19 protein-coding genes, 1 tRNA gene and 1 rRNA gene are annotated in these 18,818 nt (G+C 38.4%); 16 read left to right on the forward strand and 5 right to left on the reverse strand.

Translation table 11 applies throughout. The features are described from left to right. Window positions 1-11 precede the first annotated feature (11 nt). The 10 genes from rrf to C9J36_RS15885 all read left to right on the forward strand — a co-directional run bounded on the left by rrf (window position 12) and on the right by C9J36_RS15885 (window position 7,831). Window positions 12-127, forward strand: a 5S ribosomal RNA gene (rrf, locus tag C9J36_RS15840). 1,127 nt (window positions 128-1,254) lie between these two features. Continuing rightward, a complete protein-coding gene (locus tag C9J36_RS15845; protein ID WP_066165686.1) occupies window positions 1,255-1,836 on the forward strand; it encodes a 50S ribosomal protein L25/general stress protein Ctc in 582 nt (193 codons plus the stop codon). 274 nt (window positions 1,837-2,110) lie between these two features. Further along, window positions 2,111-3,007: a patatin-like phospholipase family protein gene (locus tag C9J36_RS15850; RefSeq protein ID WP_066165690.1), complete on the forward strand. Its 897-nt coding sequence runs from the start codon at window positions 2,111-2,113 to the stop codon at window positions 3,005-3,007. A gap of 89 nt (window positions 3,008-3,096) precedes the next feature. Further along, a tRNA-Asp gene (locus C9J36_RS15855) sits at window positions 3,097-3,172 on the forward strand. A 138-nt stretch (window positions 3,173-3,310) separates the two neighbouring features. Beyond that, window positions 3,311-3,640: a hypothetical protein gene (locus C9J36_RS15860; RefSeq protein ID WP_066165693.1), complete on the forward strand. Its 330-nt coding sequence runs from the start codon at window positions 3,311-3,313 to the stop codon at window positions 3,638-3,640. A 331-nt stretch (window positions 3,641-3,971) separates the two neighbouring features. After that, window positions 3,972-4,424 (forward strand): tRNA (adenosine(37)-N6)-threonylcarbamoyltransferase complex ATPase subunit type 1 TsaE, encoded by a 453-nt coding sequence (tsaE, locus tag C9J36_RS15865; protein ID WP_107943723.1) that lies wholly within the window; start codon window positions 3,972-3,974, stop codon window positions 4,422-4,424. Continuing rightward, entirely contained in the window at window positions 4,421-5,122 is a 702-nt protein-coding gene (tsaB, locus tag C9J36_RS15870) for a tRNA (adenosine(37)-N6)-threonylcarbamoyltransferase complex dimerization subunit type 1 TsaB (protein ID WP_066165699.1), read from the forward strand. The genes tsaE and tsaB overlap by 4 nt, the downstream gene beginning before the upstream one ends. A 3-nt stretch (window positions 5,123-5,125) precedes the next feature. Beyond that, a complete protein-coding gene (rimI, locus tag C9J36_RS15875) occupies window positions 5,126-5,566 on the forward strand; it encodes a ribosomal protein S18-alanine N-acetyltransferase (protein WP_066165702.1) in 441 nt (146 codons plus the stop codon). Further along, the gene (gene tsaD / locus C9J36_RS15880) at window positions 5,567-6,583 is read left to right on the forward strand and encodes a tRNA (adenosine(37)-N6)-threonylcarbamoyltransferase complex transferase subunit TsaD (RefSeq protein ID WP_107943724.1); all 1,017 of its coding nucleotides are present in this window, start codon (window positions 5,567-5,569) and stop codon (window positions 6,581-6,583) included. It begins immediately after the preceding gene. 876 nt (window positions 6,584-7,459) lie between these two features. Next, the gene (locus C9J36_RS15885; protein WP_107943725.1) at window positions 7,460-7,831 is read left to right on the forward strand and encodes a hypothetical protein; all 372 of its coding nucleotides are present in this window, start codon (window positions 7,460-7,462) and stop codon (window positions 7,829-7,831) included. A gap of 145 nt (window positions 7,832-7,976) precedes the next feature. On the opposite strand, the gene abc-f is transcribed toward C9J36_RS15885, so the two are convergent. Beyond that, window positions 7,977-9,908: a ribosomal protection-like ABC-F family protein gene (gene abc-f / locus C9J36_RS15890; RefSeq protein ID WP_107943726.1), complete on the reverse strand. Its 1,932-nt coding sequence runs from the start codon at window positions 9,906-9,908 to the stop codon at window positions 7,977-7,979. A 129-nt stretch (window positions 9,909-10,037) separates the two neighbouring features. Between abc-f and C9J36_RS15895 the strand changes: the two genes are divergently transcribed. The 3 genes from C9J36_RS15895 to tatC all read left to right on the forward strand — a co-directional run bounded on the left by C9J36_RS15895 (window position 10,038) and on the right by tatC (window position 11,794). Further along, entirely contained in the window at window positions 10,038-10,664 is a 627-nt protein-coding gene (locus tag C9J36_RS15895; protein WP_066165716.1) for a redox-sensing transcriptional repressor Rex, read from the forward strand. 77 nt (window positions 10,665-10,741) lie between these two features. Then, window positions 10,742-10,954, forward strand: a complete 213-nt coding sequence (locus C9J36_RS15900) for a twin-arginine translocase TatA/TatE family subunit (RefSeq protein ID WP_042479204.1) — start codon at window positions 10,742-10,744, stop codon at window positions 10,952-10,954. Between the two features lie 18 nt (window positions 10,955-10,972). Continuing rightward, window positions 10,973-11,794, forward strand: coding sequence for a twin-arginine translocase subunit TatC (gene tatC / locus C9J36_RS15905; RefSeq protein ID WP_066165719.1), 822 nt, complete (start codon window positions 10,973-10,975; stop codon window positions 11,792-11,794). Between the two features lie 367 nt (window positions 11,795-12,161). Here the strand turns inward: tatC and C9J36_RS15910 are convergent, their stop codons facing one another. Next, complete coding sequence (locus tag C9J36_RS15910; protein WP_235616097.1) at window positions 12,162-12,911, reverse strand: CPBP family intramembrane glutamic endopeptidase; 750 nt, start codon at window positions 12,909-12,911, stop codon at window positions 12,162-12,164. Window positions 12,912-13,105: 194 nt separating this feature from the next. Here C9J36_RS15910 and groES point away from each other — a divergent pair, with 194 nt between their 5' ends. The 3 genes from groES (at window position 13,106) to C9J36_RS15925 (ending at window position 15,854) form a co-directional block, all read left to right on the forward strand. After that, a complete protein-coding gene (gene groES, locus C9J36_RS15915) occupies window positions 13,106-13,390 on the forward strand; it encodes a co-chaperone GroES (protein WP_066165722.1) in 285 nt (94 codons plus the stop codon). A 130-nt stretch (window positions 13,391-13,520) separates the two neighbouring features. Next, on the forward strand, window positions 13,521-15,161 hold the full coding sequence (gene groL / locus C9J36_RS15920) for a chaperonin GroEL (protein ID WP_066165724.1): 1,641 nt from the start codon (window positions 13,521-13,523) through the stop codon (window positions 15,159-15,161). A 141-nt stretch (window positions 15,162-15,302) separates the two neighbouring features. Continuing rightward, the gene (locus C9J36_RS15925) at window positions 15,303-15,854 is read left to right on the forward strand and encodes a GNAT family N-acetyltransferase (RefSeq protein WP_107943727.1); all 552 of its coding nucleotides are present in this window, start codon (window positions 15,303-15,305) and stop codon (window positions 15,852-15,854) included. Window positions 15,855-15,929: 75 nt separating this feature from the next. Here the strand turns inward: C9J36_RS15925 and C9J36_RS15930 are convergent, their stop codons facing one another. The 3 genes from C9J36_RS15930 to C9J36_RS15940 all read right to left on the reverse strand — a co-directional run bounded on the left by C9J36_RS15930 (window position 15,930) and on the right by C9J36_RS15940 (window position 18,698). Further along, entirely contained in the window at window positions 15,930-16,730 is an 801-nt protein-coding gene (locus tag C9J36_RS15930) for a YwqG family protein (protein WP_107943728.1), read from the reverse strand. A gap of 229 nt (window positions 16,731-16,959) precedes the next feature. Continuing rightward, complete coding sequence (locus tag C9J36_RS15935) at window positions 16,960-17,424, reverse strand: YusW family protein (protein WP_107943729.1); 465 nt, start codon at window positions 17,422-17,424, stop codon at window positions 16,960-16,962. Window positions 17,425-17,567: 143 nt separating this feature from the next. Beyond that, window positions 17,568-18,698 carry an MFS transporter gene (locus tag C9J36_RS15940; RefSeq protein WP_066165736.1) on the reverse strand — a complete coding sequence of 377 codons (1,131 nt, stop codon included), beginning with the start codon at window positions 18,696-18,698 and terminating at the stop codon, window positions 17,568-17,570. Between the last annotated feature and the right edge of the window lie 120 nt (window positions 18,699-18,818).

Genomic DNA, 18,818 nt, shown 5'->3' on the forward strand with positions numbered 1-18,818 from the left:
CCATGTGCAAGTGAAGTAATGATGGCAAAGAGGTCACACCCGTTCCCATACCGAACACGGAAGTTAAGCTCTTTAGCGCCGATGGTAGTTGGGGGCTTCCCCCTGTGAGAGTAGGACATTGCTTCGCAATCAAAACCACTGAGGAATCAGTGGTTTTTTTGTATGGAAAAGAAGCCCCCAACTACCAAAGACCGAAGGTCAGCTCGGCGCGTAATCGGAGGCAAACAATTGCAAACACTTTTAATCGAATACAAGCTGAAGCAGTGCAGAAGAGCAAGGAGTCCGAGGCGCCAAGGAGCGCGGAGCGGAATGTGCATCGCACATGAGCACCGCAAGCGACGTGGGCAACGAAGGAATCCGCGGCTCAGCTGTGCTGCGTTGAAGTGCCGATGGTAGTTGGGGGTGCCCCTGTGAGAGTAGGACATTGCTTCGCCACAAAAAACCACTGAGGAATCAGTGGTTTTTTTGTATGGAAAAAGGAAGTTACCAAGAAGAAAAAGAGCGAACATGGAATAAATCTCAGACAACATGGAATAAAAGTTGAAAAACGTGGAATAAACTCATAAAAACGTGGAATAAACTTCGAAAAACATGGAATAACGAACCGCTGGGAGCCTATTATAAATAAATTTAAACTATTGGCTGTCACTTTTTATTAAGAAAAGTTATCTGAAAGGCACACCTTTTATTTTGGGTGACGTATTGCAAGGAAATTTTTAGCATTTTACTTAGAAGAACTGTTGCTTTAGCAGACTTTTGCTAGGCAAACAACCATCACTAGCGTTCAAAATGCCGTAACTGCGTGGCTTTTCAGACGCTATTTTAGCGACTTACTGTTAGAGCTGCTAAAGTTACTGATAGAACCACGAAACTTACTGATAGAATCTTAAAATACATTTATAAATGTAAAAGACTTGAAGAAGCATCTTTAAGGACAATCATTTTACTTAAACCCTGTTTTTGGGTACATAAAATATTCAATTACCTTATGTTTTTAGTCAGATAGATTGACTGGAAAGTTATAGGGAAAGCGGTAAGTTTGCTTTATACTAAAAATCGCCTATAATGGAAAGTGTAGTTTCTTTAATGCTTGCATAAATAAACTTTCACTTCTTTTTCCAGTAAAGATTACTGGGGTTGTTTCTTTTTTATTTGAGGTAAGGGTTTAGTATGTGATTGAAAAATCACATGCTCAAGTCGATTGATTGTTTAAAACAATTAGCCGAAAAATATATTGGAAGGAATTGAGGAAGTATGAGTATTGTTTTACAAGCTACAAAACGTAAGGTAGGATCTCAGGCTATTTTGCGTGAGATTCGAAAAAATGGCGGGGTGCCAGCAGTTGTCTATGGCTATCAAACAGAAACGACACCGATTTTTGTAGATGCAAAAAAGGTTTCGAAAATGATTGTTGGAAGTGGCTTAAATAATATTTTTAAGTTAGCGGTAGATGAACAAAGTATGAATGCTGTTATAAGTGAAGTACAGCGTTGCGCATTAAAGAATACTATTACTCACGTTGATTTCCAAGCAATTAATATGGATTATGAATTGGAAGTAGATGTACCAATCACATTAATAGGCGAATCTTCTGGCGTGAAAGAGGGAGGCATTTTAATGCAACCCAACTTAACGGTTAGAATATTTGTGAAGCCTGCTGATATTCCAGAATCTATCGAAATCGATATCTCACATTTAACTATTGGTAGTTCGATTGCAGTGGTAGATATTCGAGAGCAAGTCAACTTTAAAATACTCTCAGAAGATGATTATACACTTGTTACAGTTATGCCTCCGAAAGTAGAAGATGTGACTGAAGAGGAAGTTGAACAATAATAAAATAAAGATGATAGAAAAAGACGTGTCTGAAAAGCTATTTATAAGACACGTCTTTTGCGATGAGGACAGTGATAATTCATTGTGACTATCGAAGGAGCAAATCTCTAATGGGGCTGTTCGTAAAGCTAAACCCTTTTCGAACAGCCCCATTTCTCACCAGCTTTTAAATTTTATTAGGATAAGAGTGTTCTTTTAGCAAAACATCTCTGGTTTTTTTACATATAGTAATATTTTTAGATGAATGGACCTACAATAAGGTAGGAGGAGAATAATGCTAATTGATGGCGTTTTTTCTGGTGGAGGCTTGAAGGGCTTTGCTTTAGTTGGGGCATATCAAGTTTTAGAAGAGCAAAACTATCGCTTTAAACGGGTAGCGGGGACTAGTGCGGGGGCAATTATGGCGGCATTTATTGCAGCGGGCTATAGTGCCAAGGAAATAGAGCAGCTATTAGATGAATTAAATTTAACGTCGCTTTTAGATAGTCGCAGAACATTATTCAATTTTCCATTTTTAAAGTGGCTTAATGTATATCGACATCTTGGCATATATCGTGGAATTGCGTTAGAAAAATGGTTTTATAAAAAACTAGCAAATCGCAATATTTATACATTTTCAGATTTGCCTCCAGGGTCATTGAAAGTGGTTGCTTCAGATTTGTCGAATGGGAAAATGATTGTGTTGCCAGATGATTTAATTAGCTATGGAATTGATGCTAACAGTTTTTCAGTGGCACGTGCTTTGCGAATGAGCTGTAGCATTCCATTCTTTTTTGAACCTGTAATTTTAAAAGTAAGGAATAATGAATCGGTTATAGTAGATGGTGGTGTGTTAAGTAATTTTCCTTTTTGGATATTTGATAATCGCAATGGGAAAAGAATACGGCCTTTACTAGGGATTAAACTTAGTTCAAGTGCAGAGCATCAACAGTCTAGAAAAATTAATAATGGGCTACAATTATTTGAGTCGCTTTTCGCCACAATGAAAGATGCACATGATCAGCGTTATATATCGAGAAGGCATGAACGAAATATTATTTTTATTCCAGTGGAGGAATATAGTGCCACACAGTTTACTATGGATGATGACATGAAAGAAGAGTTAATTGCAATTGGCAGAGCTCGGGCACAGCAATTTTTAATGGGTTGGCCAAAAATACGCCTCTTCTAAAATAAGAGGTGTATTTTTAAAACAAACGATTGAAAAAGATAATAAATAATGTTAATATATTAAATGTCGATAAAATAGATTAATAAATTGGTCCCGTGGTGTAGCGGTTAACATGCCTGCCTGTCACGCAGGAGATCGCCGGTTCGATCCCGGTCGGGACCGCCATTTATATAGTTTTTATAAGCAGCATAGGCTTATAAAGGCTTTTTTTATTTTATGAACCGCTCGAATTTTGTCGAAATATTTGTTTTTGAATTGTTCATAATGGGTATGTATTGTTATAGAGTGTCGGGGGTGAGGCGTATGCTAAAGAAATTTAGTGGCGTGTTGGCTATTGCGCTCGTTTTAAGCAGTTGTGCGGCCTATGAACAAGGAAAGCTAATTGATATAGAAGATTCTAACGCATATATATGGCAAAAATATATGAGTGAGCAGGAATTTAATCAGCTAGAGGAAGGCATGAGCTATCTCGATGTTGTAAATACAGCAAAAGGTATAGGTACACTTCAAAAAGAAGGTATATACATTTGGCAAGATGAAGATAGATTAACACAAGCTTACGAAATACATTTTCAAAATGACCGACTTGTTGAGAAAAAGGTACTTGAATTACGAGGGCATTCAACACGATGAAGGAGGCCGTCCGAAAAGTCGTTTTGTGACGAGGATAGTGACAATTTCGCTAGGAACCAAATTATTTTTGTAACGACGGTAAGGCGACAGGTATAGAGTTATCTTACTTTCAGTGGATGTCACAGGACGTGATGCTTTTAGGTCAACTGCCACCAAACCAAACAGCTTCAAAAAAACTGAAATCAATTACACAGAGGCGTAATTGATTTTAGAAGCTGGGCTGTCTGAAAGGTACATCCTTTTCAGACAGCCCTTTAGCATGTAGAAATTTTGAACATTTTTTCGTATTCGAGTAAACTAAGGATAATGTATTTTCGGGAAGGATAATAATATGAAATTTGAAAAGCATATACAATCATTACATGAAACAGAGCAATTCGCACATGCATTATCACAACGATTAGAGCCACAATATACAATCACCTTAGAGGGCGACCTAGGAGCTGGTAAAACAACTTTTACACAGGCATTAGCAAAAGGGTTAGGTATAAAGAGGACAGTGAATAGCCCGACGTTTACAATTATGAAGCAATACGAGGGTCGATTGCCTTTAAACCACTTAGATGTTTATCGTTTAGCGGATAGCGATGAAGATTTAGGCTGGGAGGAAATTTTTTATGGCGATGCTGTCACAGTTGTAGAGTGGGCGCATTTAATCAAAGAAGATTTGCCGAAAGAGCGCTTAGCAATTACAATTAAGCGAATCGGGGAGCACGAAAGATTATTTATTTTGGAGCCGGTGGGTGCTCGTTATGTCGAGCTTTGTGAGGAGTTAATAAAATGATTTGGTTAGGAATTGAAACAGCAAATGCACCGTTATCAATTGCATTAGTACAAGATGGTAAAATACTAGCAGAAATAGTTCAGCATCTTAAAATAACACATTCGGCAGGTGCGATGCCTGCAATTGAGGAGCTCTGTGCTAAAGTATCCATTCAGCCTACAGCAATTGATGCAATCGCAGTATCTGAAGGACCAGGAGCGTATACAGGCGTACGTATTGGCGTGACGCTAGCAAAAACATTGGCATGGACAATGCAAAAGCCATTGGTTGGTGTATCAAGCTTACAAGTGCTAGCTGCTAATGGGCGGCTATTTAATGGTATTGTATGTCCTTTGTTTGATGCAAGACGCCGGCATGTCTATGCAGCACTTTATCGTGGTCAAACATCCGAGGTGCTATTGGAGGATGGTCATTATTCTATCGAAAGCTTATTCGAGCAAGTAAAAAAATATAAGGAAAGCGTGCTATTTATCGGTGAGGATGTGGCTTTTTATAAGGAGCAAATTGAACAAGCTCTAGGAAAGCAAGCCATTTTTGCTCCATTTACTTTGCACTTGCCACGTGCATCAGAGCTCGTTGCATTAGCGATGGAAAAGGAATTACCAGATATTTCAGCGACGCATTCCTTTGTACCGAAATATCGTCGTATTGCAGAGGCGGAGGCAAATTGGCTGAAAGAGCAAAAGGAGAGCAAATAGACAATGGTGCAATATCGCAAAATGACAATAGCAGATGTTGAAGCTGTGTATGCGATTGAGGTTGCTGCATTTCCGACACCATGGACGTTAGATTCCTTTTACTACGAAATGACAGAAAATCAATTTGCTTATTACACAGTGGCTGAGGAAAATGGTGAGATTCTAGGCTTTTGTGGGAGTTGGCTTGTGATTGATGCAGCGCAGATTACAAATGTAGCGGTAGTTGAGTCAGCACGCGGAAGAAAAATTGGAGAAGGTTTAATGCGTGAGGCAATGCGTGTGGCACGCGAAGCGAATATGGAAACAATGAGCTTGGAAGTGCGCGTGTCAAATATTGTAGCGCAAAATTTATACTATAAGCTAGGCTTCCAAGATGGGGGCTTGAGAAAAGGATATTATACTGATAATCAAGAGGATGCTCTTGTCATGTGGGTGAAATTATAAATGGAAAATCAATATATATTAGCAATTGAAACAAGCTGTGATGAAACGGCAGCCGCAATTATTAAAAATGGGACAGAAATTGTATCAAATATTGTAGCGTCGCAAATTGATAGCCATAAACGCTTCGGTGGCGTTGTACCTGAAATTGCTTCACGTCACCATGTCGAGCAGGTGACACTCGTTATTGAGGAAGCGTTACTGCAGGCTGATTTGCAACCAAATGCATTAACAGCGGTCGCAATTACGGAAGGCCCTGGGCTTGTAGGGGCATTATTAATTGGCATTAATGCGGCGAAGGCATTTGCATGGGCACATCAGCTACCGATTGTAGGTGTTCATCACATTGCGGGACATATTTATGCGAATGCGTTAGTACAGCCAATGCAGTTCCCATTAATTGCACTCGTTGTGTCGGGTGGCCATACGGAACTTGTGTATATGAAGGAGCATGGTCATTTCGAGCTAATTGGTGAGACACGTGACGATGCAGCTGGTGAGGCATATGATAAAGTGGCACGTGTGCTGAATTTACCATATCCGGGTGGGCCACATATTGATCGTTTGGCACATGAGACAGAGGAAGCAGTATCTTTCCCACGTGTTTGGTTAGAGGAGGGGAGCTACGATTTTAGCTTTAGCGGGTTGAAATCTGCGGTTATTAACTATAAGCATAATATGAATCAACGCAATGAAGAGATTATAGCAGCCCATGTAGCAAAAGGCTTTCAAGATAGTGTAGTAGAAGTATTGACGACAAAAACATTGCGTGCAGCACGTGAATTTAATGTAAGACAAGTGATTGCGGCAGGTGGTGTTGCTGCCAACAAAGGCTTGCGTTCTGCGCTTGAACAAGCCTTTAAGCAGGAAGGAATTCCGTTCTATGTGCCACCATTAAAGCTTTGTACAGATAATGCGGCAATGATTGGAGCAGCAGGTGCGAAAATGTATGAAGCTGGGGTGCGTGGAAACATGATGATGAACGGCCGTCCTGGTATGGAATTAAAAAGTTGGTTGTAAAATTAATTCAGTGTTAGCGCAATGATGTATAAATTCCGCTTTATGGGCAAGTTAGCCATTGTTGCACAATGCGACACCCTCCCTAATGAATCTGCTACAAGAAAGAGTTGTCCGGAAGCAGGCTAGCGTGCCGCTTTCAGACAACTTTTTTCTTTTGGATTGAAATACAAGCCATTTAGAAGAATTGTTTTATAGATTGGAAATACTAATTTTTTAGTTACCTTTAATTGGTCTTTCCTTCAAGTCATTTTTAACTGCATTTTAGCATAATGTAAAAGTATATTGTTTCTTGTTGTCGAATTGCTTAGAATGTAGCATTGTATAAAACGTTTAAGTTTTCTGAAAATTATCCACAGGCTGTAAGTGGAAAAATGCAAAATGTCAATAAGAACATTCGTACTTATGCACAATTTGTGGATAACTTGTGGGTAAGTTGTGATTTATCAATATATAGTATGTGGTTTTCCTCATAGTGATGTGGAAAAATTTAATTTTAATTGTGGACAATGTGGAAAAGTCTGTTGATATGTTGATATGACTACACTTTAAATGTGAATAAAATTGTGGGCAAATTTTATCGAAATTTGTATATTGACCAATATATATGTAATATCATAATATCAATTATGCTTTGGGTAATTACATTTAGTTTGAAATCTGTAATAACTGCAAGAGGCTTATTTTGATTTAGCAAATGTTAGTATATTTGTTGAGTTGAAAGTAAGTGAAACATTTACCTCACTATCTATAGGGGACAGGGATTTCGCTACGCTTTAGGTACAAAAGAATTTAGCTCCTGCAATTACTTCGTCGCAGTAAACATTACTGAATCATGATAAAATAGAAAGCAAATGTGTAAATAGAGGGGGGAATCTATTGTCGAAGCAAAATAAACGTGCAATGATTATGCTGTTAATTTTTGGTGCGATTTTAGCAAGTGTTACCTTGTGGCTACTTAGTATCACTGTATTCGGTACTTATATTTTATATTCATTCTCAACCTTACTTATTTTTGTAGCAATTACTTGTTATCCTCTAGCGCTCGTTTATGGACGAAGCGATATTGAAAAATTGTTTGAGAGTATTCGTATAGGGAGCTACCGGCTATTTCGTGCGAGAAAGTCTTATGCTAATATTTTGAATCTGCTAATTGCAGCAGCTATTGCGCTATTTTTTGGCTGGGCATACGGCACGTACGGCGCTTATCGTGATTTAAAATACAGAAAGCCATTAAGAAGGGTAAAATAAAGGGGCTGTCCGAAAAGTGTACATGTTCTCGGATAGCCCTTACTTCTATATTAAATATTTGTTAAAACGTGGTAGTAGCAATAAATTATCACTATCCACTTCGCAAAGATGTTGTCTCAAAATGACTTTTCAGACGACATCTTTTTTATAAATTTTCAAGCTCCTCACTGAGCTCAAGCCACTCCATTTCGAGCATTTCGTGATTTTCTTTTACAGCGTCTAACTCGGTTTGTACTTCAAGTGCCTTTTCATGGTCAGAAAAAATGGTAGGATCGCATAGCTGTTCTTCTAAAGCAGCAATTTGTTCATCAAATGCTGCCATTTTACTTTCAAGTTCTTCTAATTGACGGCGGATTTGCCGCTCGCGTTTCTTTGCATCCTTATCAATTGTAGATGTCGAAATTTTTGTTGCAACTGCTACCTCCACTGTTGAGGATTCTTTCATTGCAGCAAGCTCAGCTAATTCTTGCTTTTTCTCAACATAGTAATCATAATCACCTAAGTATTCGAAAGAGCCGTCTGCTGATAGCTCGATGACCTTTGTCGCAATGCGATTAATAAAATAGCGGTCATGTGATACAAATAACAAAGTGCCTGGGTAATCAATTAAAGCATTTTCCAAAATTTCCTTACTATCTAAATCTAAATGGTTTGTCGGCTCATCTAGCACAAGGAAGTTAGCTTTTTGCATCATTAGTTTGGCAAGGGCTAAGCGCGCTTTTTCGCCACCTGATAAAGCATTAACAGGTTTTCCTACATCATCTCCGCTAAATAAAAAGCGCCCAAGCACTGTACGAATATCCTTTTCGTTCATTAATGGCCATTCATCCCAAAGCTCCTGTAGCACGGTTTTATTGGAGTTTAGTTTTGCCTGCTCTTGGTCATAGTAGCCGATTTGGACGTTTGTACCATAGCGAATTTCACCAGCAAGTGGCTGTAAATCTTCTACAACTGTTTTTAATAAAGTAGATTTACCGACACCATTTGGGCCAACAAGTGCGACGCGGTCTTCGCGGAACAAACGTAGCTGGTTATTACGAGAAATCGACTTGTTTTGATAGCCGACAGCAAGTGCATCCACTGCCAGCACATCATTGCCGCTTTGCTTATCAATTGTGAAGCCGAAACTAGCTGATTTTTCATCGCCATCGGGAGCTTCTAACCAATCTGTACGCTCTAGCATTTTACGACGGCTTTGTGCCATTTTCGTTGTAGATGCACGGGCGATATTTTTTTGGATAAACGCCTCCATTTTAGCTTTTTCATCTTGCTGTCGCTCATACATTTTCATATCACGCTCATAGTTTTTAGCTTTTTCATCTAAATATGCGCTGTAATTACCTGCGTATTTCGCCACGCGTGTACGCGATACTTCGTAAACAATAGAGACGACTTGGTCTAGGAAGTAACGGTCATGTGAAACGATTAAAATTGCACCATCATACCCTTTTAAGTAATTTTCAAGCCATGCTAGTGTTTCGATATCTAAGTGGTTTGTCGGCTCGTCCAAAATGAGCAAATCAGGCTTTGATAAAAGCAGCTTAGCTAAGGCTAAACGCGTACGCTGTCCACCTGATAAGGAGCGAATTGACTTCTGATAGTCCTCCGGATAAAACTGCATACCATGGAGAACAGAGCGTGTATCCGCCTCATATTGATAGCCACCAGCATCCTTAAAATCGTGCTGCAATTGGTCATATTCAGCTATTAGTTTTGCATAGGCTTCCTGATTTTCATAAACAGTTGGTTCAGCCATTTGCTGCTCCAAGGCGCGGAGCTTTTGTTCCATTTGCTGTAGTGTGGTGAAAATGGTCATCATTTCATCCCACATCGATAATTCTGAATCAAGACCAGCATGCTGCTCTAAATAGCCGATTTTAATATCCTTTGGAATAATGATTTCACCAGAGTCATAAGACATTTGCCCTGCGATAATTTTTAATAAAGTGGATTTGCCAGCACCGTTGCGTCCAACAAGTGCAACACGGTCACGATGCTGTACTTCTAGCTTAACGCCGCTTAATATTTCATCCGTAATAAATGATTTATATAGTTGATTTACTTGTAAAACAATCATAGTTACACCTCAGTTCATGCTTTTAGTGTAATAGATACGCATGCTTGGCGCAATGATGGATACTTTACTTATTCGTCCATGTCTAGTAAGATGAAAACGACTTCGAACTAGATTGCAGGAGGATTGTGTGTGAGCAAAGAAACGAAAATTCCACAAGCAACTACGAAGAGGCTTCCTTTATATTACCGATTTTTACAAAACTTTGCGAATGAAGGAAAACAACGCGTATCATCGCAAGAGCTTAGTGAAGCGATGAAAATAGATTCTGCAACGATACGCAGAGATTTTTCTTATTTTGGTGCACTTGGCAAAAAAGGCTATGGCTATGATGTTCAGCATTTATTGCAGTTTTTTAGAGAAACACTTGATCAAGATGAAGCAACGAATGTCGCATTAATCGGAGTAGGAAATTTAGGAAATGCCTTTTTAAAATATAATTTTCAAAAAAACCATAATACACGTATTGTTGTAGCCTTTGACTCAAAAGCGCCACAGGAGGGAACAGAAATTAGTGGTATTCCGGTATTTCACCCTGATCGCTTAGAGGAAATGTACGAGAAATATAATGCGGAATTAGCGATATTAACTGTATCGGCACGCTCTGCACAGGCAATGGCAGACCGTTTAGCACAAATGAATGCAAAAGGCATTTTAAATTTTACGCCGATACGATTAAATGTGCCCGAATCGATGAAATTAATGAATATTGATTTGTCCGTAGAATTGCAGGCACTCATTTATTTAATACGTAATTGACGCAAATAATTCACAAGTAATGTATTAGCAAAATGGGGTATAATACGTTAAAATGTACATATAGAGGAGGTGGCGTAATGGTAATCCATTTGAATGCGATTGGACCAGTAAGCCTTGTTATTATCGGTGTTGTTGCCATCCTAATTTTTGGACCGAAGAAGCTTCCAGAGCTTGGTAAGGCGATGGGCTCTACACTTCGCGAGTTCAGACAAGCAACTAAAGGCTTGGCAGACGATGATGACGATAAAAAGAAAGTTATTGAACATAAAGATAACGATAATGTTAAGTAAGTTAAGGATGTCTTATATATGAATCCAAAAGAACTGACTGTCATAGAGCATATTGAAGAATTAAGAAGTCGCCTTGTTGTTACGGCGTTCTTCTTTGTTTTGGCGCTTGTAGGTAGCTTTTTTTTAACAGAGCCCATTATTAAATTTATTCAAGCGAGCGATGAGGCAGCTCAATTTACATTAAATGCCTTTGCACCGACAGACCCGTTAGCGGTATTTTTAAAGGTGATGTTTATTGTGGCGTTTATTTTCACGTCACCTATCTTGCTTTATCAGCTATGGTCGTTTATTACACCCGGCTTGCTTGAAACGGAGCGCAAGGCGACGCTCAAATATATCCCTTATTCATTTCTCTTATTTTTGATAGGGATAGCCTTTGCTTATTTCGTGCTATTTCCGTATGTCATGCGTTTTATGATGAACTTATCGAATAGCTTAGAAATTCAGCCAACGTTAGGGATTGATAATTTTTTCTCTTTTTTATTAACACTGACTTTACCTTTTGGTGTTATTTTTCAATTGCCAGTTGTGACGTTATTTTTAGCGCGCATCGGTATTTTGAATCCAGCATTAATGGTGAAATTCCGTAAATACTCTTATTTTGTGCTGTTTGTCCTTGCAGCAATTTTAGCGCCACCTGATTTTATTTCGAATTTAATTGTTGCGATTCCATTATTTATTTTATATGAGGTGAGCATCGTCATTTCGAAAATAGGCTATAAGAAGTTTTTAGCAGCAGAGGAGCAGCGCCAACGCGAAGAGCAAGAGGCGACACAGCAAATACAAGTGGAGGCACTGTTAGCAGAACAGCGCCGACAAATGGAAGAGATGAATAAATGATAAGAGGAGAGCGTCCGAAAAGCAGATAAAGCACTGCTTTTCGGACGTTTTCTTATGATACTTCATCAAGGATATAGCTAATTAAAATGGGGAAGAGTTTCCTTGAAAACGTGATAAACATTAGCTATAGTGACTGTTTCTTAGCGTAAAGTGAAGGTTTTTCCATTATATTTAAAAGAGGAGCTGTTGTCTGGGATAGTTACAGGCAATTACACCAAGGCATAATTGATTATAAATCATACTTTTCCTCGTATTTAAAAAAGTCGATTTGTATTGAACTGCACCTCCAATTGTTAGTTGTGTCTAACAATTTGGGTGCAGTTCCTATCACAGTTATTGTGACAAATCGACTTTTTAGTGTCTTCTTTTATTTTGGAAGAGAATCTGTCATTTGTTGTATTTTATCTATGTTTAATTGGGCTAGTGTAACTAAGCCGTTCATCGCCATATGTGCAATGATTGGTGCTAATAGGCGTTTTGTTTTATAGTATAAAAATGAAAAAATCAGCCCCATCACTGTGTATACTAATAGATGCGGTAAATCTCGATGAATAACAGCAAAAACAAGTGCACTAATTAATGCAGCAATCCAAAAGTTTTGTGTTTGGATGAGTGAGCCGAAAATGACACGTCGGAATATGAGCTCCTCTAAAATAGGGGCTAATAATACTGAAGTGATAATCATAACTGGCGCAATGCGAGTAATATCCATAATTAATGCTGTATTGTCAGAGCCCGCTTCAATGCCTAGCAAATAAATTTCAATTAGCGAAGCGACAATCTGGCCTAAAAATGCTAAAAAAACACCGATAACTCCCCATCCAATTGTGACACCAATTGAAGCGCGTTGTCCTTTAAAAATAGTAAAGAAATTTTTATCACGTCGAATTAGGAACATCATAATAACTAAAGCAATCAGAAAAGCGATTGTGTTCCACCAAGCGGCTAAAACAAAACTCTTATGTTCTGAAGCGGATACAAAACTTAGGAAAAAGTCTTTAGTACCAGGAATAAATAGAACAAGGCTTGATAATTGAGCAACAATGTATACCAGCAATAAATAGAGTGCTGTTTTTTGTGTTTTGAATTTTGTTGAACGAATAGAAGTCACGTGCATAAAACCTACTTTCTGTAACTATAATACGGTATGCTTTCTTTATTGTAGAGGAAGTTCAAGAGAATTGAAAATTTTTTGTAGTTCTTACTTGCAAAAAATTTATAGATTATTTAATATAGTAAGTGTGTTAGCACTCCATATGAATGAGTGCTAATAAATCCAAAGATTTAATATTTTGTAGGAGGTTGTTTCACTTGTTAAAACCATTAGGTGATCGTATCATTATCGAACTAGTTGAGGTAGAGGAAAAAACGGCATTCGGTATCGTTTTACCAGACTCGGCAAAGGAAAAACCACAAACTGGTAAAGTAGTAGCAGTTGGGACAGGCCGTGTATTAGATAACGGTGCACGCGTTGAACTTGATGTGAAAGAGGGAGACGAAATTATCTTCTCAAAATTCTCAGGAACTGAAGTAAAATATGACGGTAAAGAGTACTTAATTTTACGCGAAAGTGACGTATTGGCTATTATTGGTTAATTAAAAACTGCTTTTAAAGAGAGTTAGGGGCGGGCAAGTGGATGCTTGCCTCGCATATGAATGAGTAATGAGCTGGCAAACAGCAGCATATAACACGAATGGATAATTATTTTCGGGAGGTTTTTTGATAATGGCAAAAGACATTAAATTCGCAGAAGAAGCACGTTCATTAATGCTTCAAGGTGTAGATAAATTAGCAAATGCAGTAAAGGTAACATTAGGTCCAAAAGGGCGTAATGTTGTATTGGAGAAAAAATTTGGCTCACCATTAATTACAAATGACGGTGTTTCAATTGCAAAAGAAATCGAACTTGAAAATCCATATGAAAACATGGGTGCAAAGCTTGTAGCAGAAGTAGCATCAAAAACAAATGAAATTGCTGGTGATGGTACAACAACGGCAACAGTATTAGCGCAGGCGATGATTCGCGAAGGCTTGAAAAACGTAACGGCTGGTGCAAACCCTGTAGGTATTCGAAAAGGTATTGATAAAGCGGTAGCAGCAGCGCTAACAGAGCTTCAATCAATTTCTCGTCCAGTAGAAAATAAAGAAGCGATTGCACAAGTAGCAGCAATTTCCTCATCAGATGAAGAAATTGGTCAATATATTGCTGATGCAATGGAACGCGTTGGTAACGATGGTGTTATTACAATCGAAGAATCAAAAGGCTTCACAACAGAGCTTGATGTTGTAGAGGGTATGCAATTTGACCGCGGCTACGCATCTCACTATATGGTAACAGACACAGACAAAATGGAAGCCGTATTAGATAATCCATTTATTTTAATTACTGATAAAAAAATCTCCAACATTCAAGAGATTTTACCTGTATTAGAGCAAGTAGTACAACAAGGTCGCCCGATGTTAATTATCGCGGAAGATGTTGAAGGTGAAGCATTAGCAACATTAGTATTAAATAAATTACGTGGTACATTTAATGTGGTAGCTGTTAAAGCACCGGGCTTTGGCGATCGTCGTAAAGCGATGCTAGAAGATATCGCGATTTTAACTGGCGCTCAAGTAATTACACAAGACTTAGGCTTAGACTTAAAATCAGCTGATATGACGTCTTTAGGTCGCGCGGCAAAAGTTGTTGTATCAAAAGATAACACAACAATCGTTGAGGGTGCAGGCGACTCTGCAGCAATCGAAGGACGCGTTGGTCAAATTCGTGCACAGCTTGTAGACACAACTTCAGAATTCGATAAAGAAAAACTACAAGAGCGCTTAGCAAAATTAGCTGGTGGTGTAGCAGTAATTAAAGTTGGTGCTGCAACAGAAACAGAATTAAAAGAGCGTAAACTACGTATCGAGGACGCATTAAACTCAACGCGTGCAGCAGTTGAAGAAGGTATTGTTTCTGGTGGAGGTACTGCATTATTAAATGTTTACAGCGCGGTTGAAAAAGTATTAGACGGAGTAGAAGGCGATGTAGCAACAGGCGTGAAAATCATCTTACGTGCATTAGAAGAACCAGTACGCCAAATTGCTGAAAACGCGGGCTTAGAAGGCTCAATTATTGTTGACCGTTTAAAACGCGAAGAAGTAGGCATCGGCTTCAACGCAGCAACAGGCGAGTGGGTAAACATGGTTGAAGCAGGCGTAGTAGACCCAGCAAAAGTAACGCGTTCAGCACTACAAAATGCAGCATCTGTAGCGGCTCTGTTCTTGACAACTGAAGCAGTAGTAGCAGATATTCCGGAGCCAGCAGGTGCAGGCGGTGGAATGCCTGATATGAGCGGTATGGGCGGAATGCCTGGCATGATGTAAGTGCCTGGCACGCAAACAATTCTGAAAACTTAATACAATTCAAAAACCATCCCTTATTTAATATTAAATAAGAGATGGTTTTTTTGTGCGTGAAAAGTTAGAATAGTCATACAGTTTGTGTCATGAATAGGGGGAATTTTAATGGAATACAATCGAGAAATGATGACAATAACAACAGATATGCTTGTTCTGAGGTTATTTGACAAAACAGATGCGGAGCGTGTAGCGACCCTGTGCGATAATTATAATATTTATAAAAGCACCTTGTATTTGCCGCATCCATATAAGATAGAGGATGCGCTAACGTGGATTGAGTATCATTATGAGAATTTTGTAGAGGACCGATCTTACGAATTAGCGGTAACGGATAAGGAAACAAGAGAGTTATATGGAGCGATTGCTTTGTCGCATAATAAACATTTTAATCAAGGCGAACTCGCATATTGGATTGGTGAGCCGTATTGGGGAAAAGGCTATGCAACAGAGGCAGCACAGGCAATCGTGCAATTTGCATTTAAAGAAAAAAAGATGCACAAAGTGTTTGCGAGATATTTTGCAACAAATCCAGCTTCAGGGAAAGTAATGGAGAAGATTGGGATGAGGCAAGAAGGCATATTAAAGGACCATATTATAAAGGATGGGAAGTACGAGGATTTAGTATTTTACGGAATTATTAATAAATTATCATGCTAAAAGGCAAAACGCCTGCCGAAAAATGATACACGGCAGGCGAAATTGATTGTTAGGAAGGGGGATGTTGGCTTGTTTTTAATGGCAGTCCCAATTATAAAGGACATTGCTAAAATCTTTACGCTGTAAATCAGCTTCTGTAATAAAGAAATTACCTACACCACAGTCTCCCCACATAATATCGTTACCAATACTATCTATTTGTAATAGCAAAATGGTAGAGTCAGTGTAATCACCATAAGCACGAGGATCTTCTTGTGTGAAAAAAGGGTAACCGCCCATTTTGTGTCCTGTACCGCTAAATGTTTCGTAAAATTTATCCTCTAACTCTTCGTCTTCTTTCACTTGTTGCTGGATTGCTGCATAAACCTCATTACTGCGAAAATCATCAATCATTAAAGGCTCGAAGCTTTCTTCGAATGATAATGCCATTTCCTTTTCGACAGGAAAATATAATTCCTCACCTTGTAGTTTAACAAAAGAAAAATCCTGCATTAATTGTGATTCGTCCTGAATAATTTGCTCGTGAAAAATAACGCGGAAGCCGGCTGGATTTTGTCCATTATCAAAATCCATTCCTAGTATATCATCATAGCCATCAATATAAAATTGGAGAATACCCTCGATTGGGAAATGTGGTAAATGCTTTGGTACGTCTGCAAAGTTGATTTGAGCAAGTAATTTTAATGGCTGCCCTTCGTTATTTGTAGGATATTTCATTGTTAAAGGGAAATAAGGATTGCCTTCAAATTTACTTTCATATAGCGATGTTTTACATTCAGTTGTGTTGATTTCAATAACAGGCTGCATCGTTTCTTCAATGATTGTGCGATATTGTTCAAAGTCATTTGGTAGCTGTAAAGATGGCTTATTAGTCATATAAAGACCTCCCAGATTCAAGTTAATTTCATTTTAGAACAAATGTTCTTTGTTGGGAATAGTCTAAATTGATTATATTATATAAAAAATGACGATTTTGTATCCTAAGCTAATAAAAGAGTTCTTCACACTGCATATTAACAGGCTGTAAGACCTTGTTTTAAAACATAATAAAGTTCTCGCAGCCCGTAAAAATCCGATTGGTGAAGTGGGGGATTGAAAGTTCACTTTATTGAGTCAGCTTAAACTCTTTTTCTGTGCCATCAGTAAAGCGTACCTCAAGTTCAAACTCTGTATAGTCTGTAGGCAATTCAAATACCGTTAATATTTCGGAAGCAATTGTGGCATTGTCCGTTGCTGCATCGAATGTTAGCGCTTGGAATAATGGCTCTAGCTTGGCAAAAGCATCATTGCCTTTTAGCTTTTCACCGTTTATTTTGTCATCAATTTCTGCCTCAGTTCCCTTTTTATCAACCTCATAATCAACCTCGTATTTTTCTGTTAAACCGTAAGTTACCTCTAACGAAAATTGTGTAAAGGCAAAAGGCGAAGCAGCCGCAGGATTATTGCCATTTGCCGCATTATCTGGATTGCTAGGCGTGGTGACAGGTACTTCCGTTACTTTATCATTATTACAGGCGGTTAATAGGAAAATACTTAACGGAATAATCAACCATTTTGCTAATCTTTTCATATGATTTCCTCGCTTTCTTAATCAACTTACTATTATTAATTACCCAATTAAGAAAAAAATAATCCTGCTGAATTTATTTACTGAGTGCCAGGCACGCGAACGATTCGGAATATTCACACTTCTGCATAAGAATTGCCGGGTTTTTATTTTGAATTATCTTTGAGCAAGGATTTTCCACTGAATAACAAAAGTAGTGTGTTCATCCAAAAGATTGGGAAGAAACCGAGAAAATTAATGCTGCCAAAAATGATAGGAACTGCAAACTGGACAGCCTTGTTAACCGTTAAACGAATTCCGAGAACTTCGCCAGTATGTCCGGCTGGTGCATTGTTGTAAGCCATGACGATTGATAGTGGCTGGCAACAGCCTAGTCCTATACCCATGATGAAAGAGATGACCGCTAATAGAGGAATCGCTGTCATAAATGGAAGTAGGAAAAAGGCACTTCCTGCAATGATAAGGCACCCACCAATAATTTGCTCAGGGCTGAAGTGACGCTGTAGCTTATTCATTAGCAACCTACTAATAATAAATGCAACAGCATTAATTGATAGGAGTGTGCCAATAATTGATGCTGAAAGTCCAATTGTATTTCCGTATATCGGGAAATAAAACTCGAATAGTCCGACCGCCGTTAAAATAACACCACTTGTTACAAAAACAACTCTTAAATCTGGATGAACAAGTAATTCATAAAAGCTGATTTCTACAGCGGTCGCTTTTTTATTGAAGGAAGCTTGAAGTCGCATAAATAAAAAAATGACCCCTGGCAATATAGAAATTCCCCCGAGTAGTAAATAGACATAGGAGTAGCTTGATAAGTCGATGAGTAACCCAACTAATAAAGGACCAAAAAAATTCGCAAACGATACGCTTAATGTATAGGAGGCATAGTTTTTTGTGCGCATTTTTTCTGTGCTTAACACACCGACTAGATTTTGACTGCTGACGACAGTAATAATTTGAAATAAGCCGAAAGCAAGCTGAATTATTAAAAGAGCTATTAAACTATTATTAAACAAGTAAATAGTAAGAAGTGAAAGACCACTTCCAATCATCCCAATTGCTAGAAGAAGATTGAGTGGAAGCCTGTCTGACAAGCGTCCTGCAAAAGAGGCGAGCAACATCGGAAATAATGAGCCCGCAGCAATAATTCCCCCGAGCATGAATGGACTAGCATGTAAGTGCAAGCCGTAGAGAGATGCCAATAATATATTCCCTTTTAAAGCTATTTGAAAAAGAAAAGTTAGAAAGACAACAAAGTAAAATTTCATATCCGTTCACATCCATAAACAATTTTGTTGAACAATCCTCATTTTAGTTAGCCATTTATTTAAAGTCAAGTGCTTAAAAAAGCTATTTTAGAGCACTCCATTGAATGAAATTTGCTTGAA

The sequence above is a fragment of the Metasolibacillus fluoroglycofenilyticus genome (assembly GCF_003049645.1).
GTDB lineage: Bacteria > Bacillota > Bacilli > Bacillales_A > Planococcaceae > Metasolibacillus > Metasolibacillus fluoroglycofenilyticus.

Excerpts from the sequence above, each read along its gene's own strand:
- C9J36_RS15845 (WP_066165686.1), top strand. The coding sequence starts at position 1,255 with ATGAGTATTGTTTTACAAGCTACAAAACGTAAGGTAGGATCTCAGGCT.
- C9J36_RS15850 (WP_066165690.1), top strand. The coding sequence starts at position 2,111 with ATGCTAATTGATGGCGTTTTTTCTGGTGGAGGCTTGAAGGGCTTTGCT.
- C9J36_RS15860 (WP_066165693.1), top strand. The coding sequence starts at position 3,311 with ATGCTAAAGAAATTTAGTGGCGTGTTGGCTATTGCGCTCGTTTTAAGC.
- tsaE (WP_107943723.1), top strand. The coding sequence starts at position 3,972 with ATGAAATTTGAAAAGCATATACAATCATTACATGAAACAGAGCAATTC.
- tsaB (WP_066165699.1), top strand. The coding sequence starts at position 4,421 with ATGATTTGGTTAGGAATTGAAACAGCAAATGCACCGTTATCAATTGCA.
- rimI (WP_066165702.1), top strand. The coding sequence starts at position 5,126 with ATGGTGCAATATCGCAAAATGACAATAGCAGATGTTGAAGCTGTGTAT.
- tsaD (WP_107943724.1), top strand. The coding sequence starts at position 5,567 with ATGGAAAATCAATATATATTAGCAATTGAAACAAGCTGTGATGAAACG.
- abc-f (WP_107943726.1), bottom strand. The coding sequence starts at position 9,908 with ATGATTGTTTTACAAGTAAATCAACTATATAAATCATTTATTACGGAT.
- C9J36_RS15900 (WP_042479204.1), top strand. The coding sequence starts at position 10,742 with ATGGTAATCCATTTGAATGCGATTGGACCAGTAAGCCTTGTTATTATC.
- tatC (WP_066165719.1), top strand. The coding sequence starts at position 10,973 with ATGAATCCAAAAGAACTGACTGTCATAGAGCATATTGAAGAATTAAGA.
- C9J36_RS15910 (WP_235616097.1), bottom strand. The coding sequence starts at position 12,911 with ATGCACGTGACTTCTATTCGTTCAACAAAATTCAAAACACAAAAAACA.
- groL (WP_066165724.1), top strand. The coding sequence starts at position 13,521 with ATGGCAAAAGACATTAAATTCGCAGAAGAAGCACGTTCATTAATGCTT.
- C9J36_RS15925 (WP_107943727.1), top strand. The coding sequence starts at position 15,303 with ATGGAATACAATCGAGAAATGATGACAATAACAACAGATATGCTTGTT.
- C9J36_RS15930 (WP_107943728.1), bottom strand. The coding sequence starts at position 16,730 with ATGACTAATAAGCCATCTTTACAGCTACCAAATGACTTTGAACAATAT.
- C9J36_RS15935 (WP_107943729.1), bottom strand. The coding sequence starts at position 17,424 with ATGAAAAGATTAGCAAAATGGTTGATTATTCCGTTAAGTATTTTCCTA.
- C9J36_RS15940 (WP_066165736.1), bottom strand. The coding sequence starts at position 18,698 with ATGAAATTTTACTTTGTTGTCTTTCTAACTTTTCTTTTTCAAATAGCT.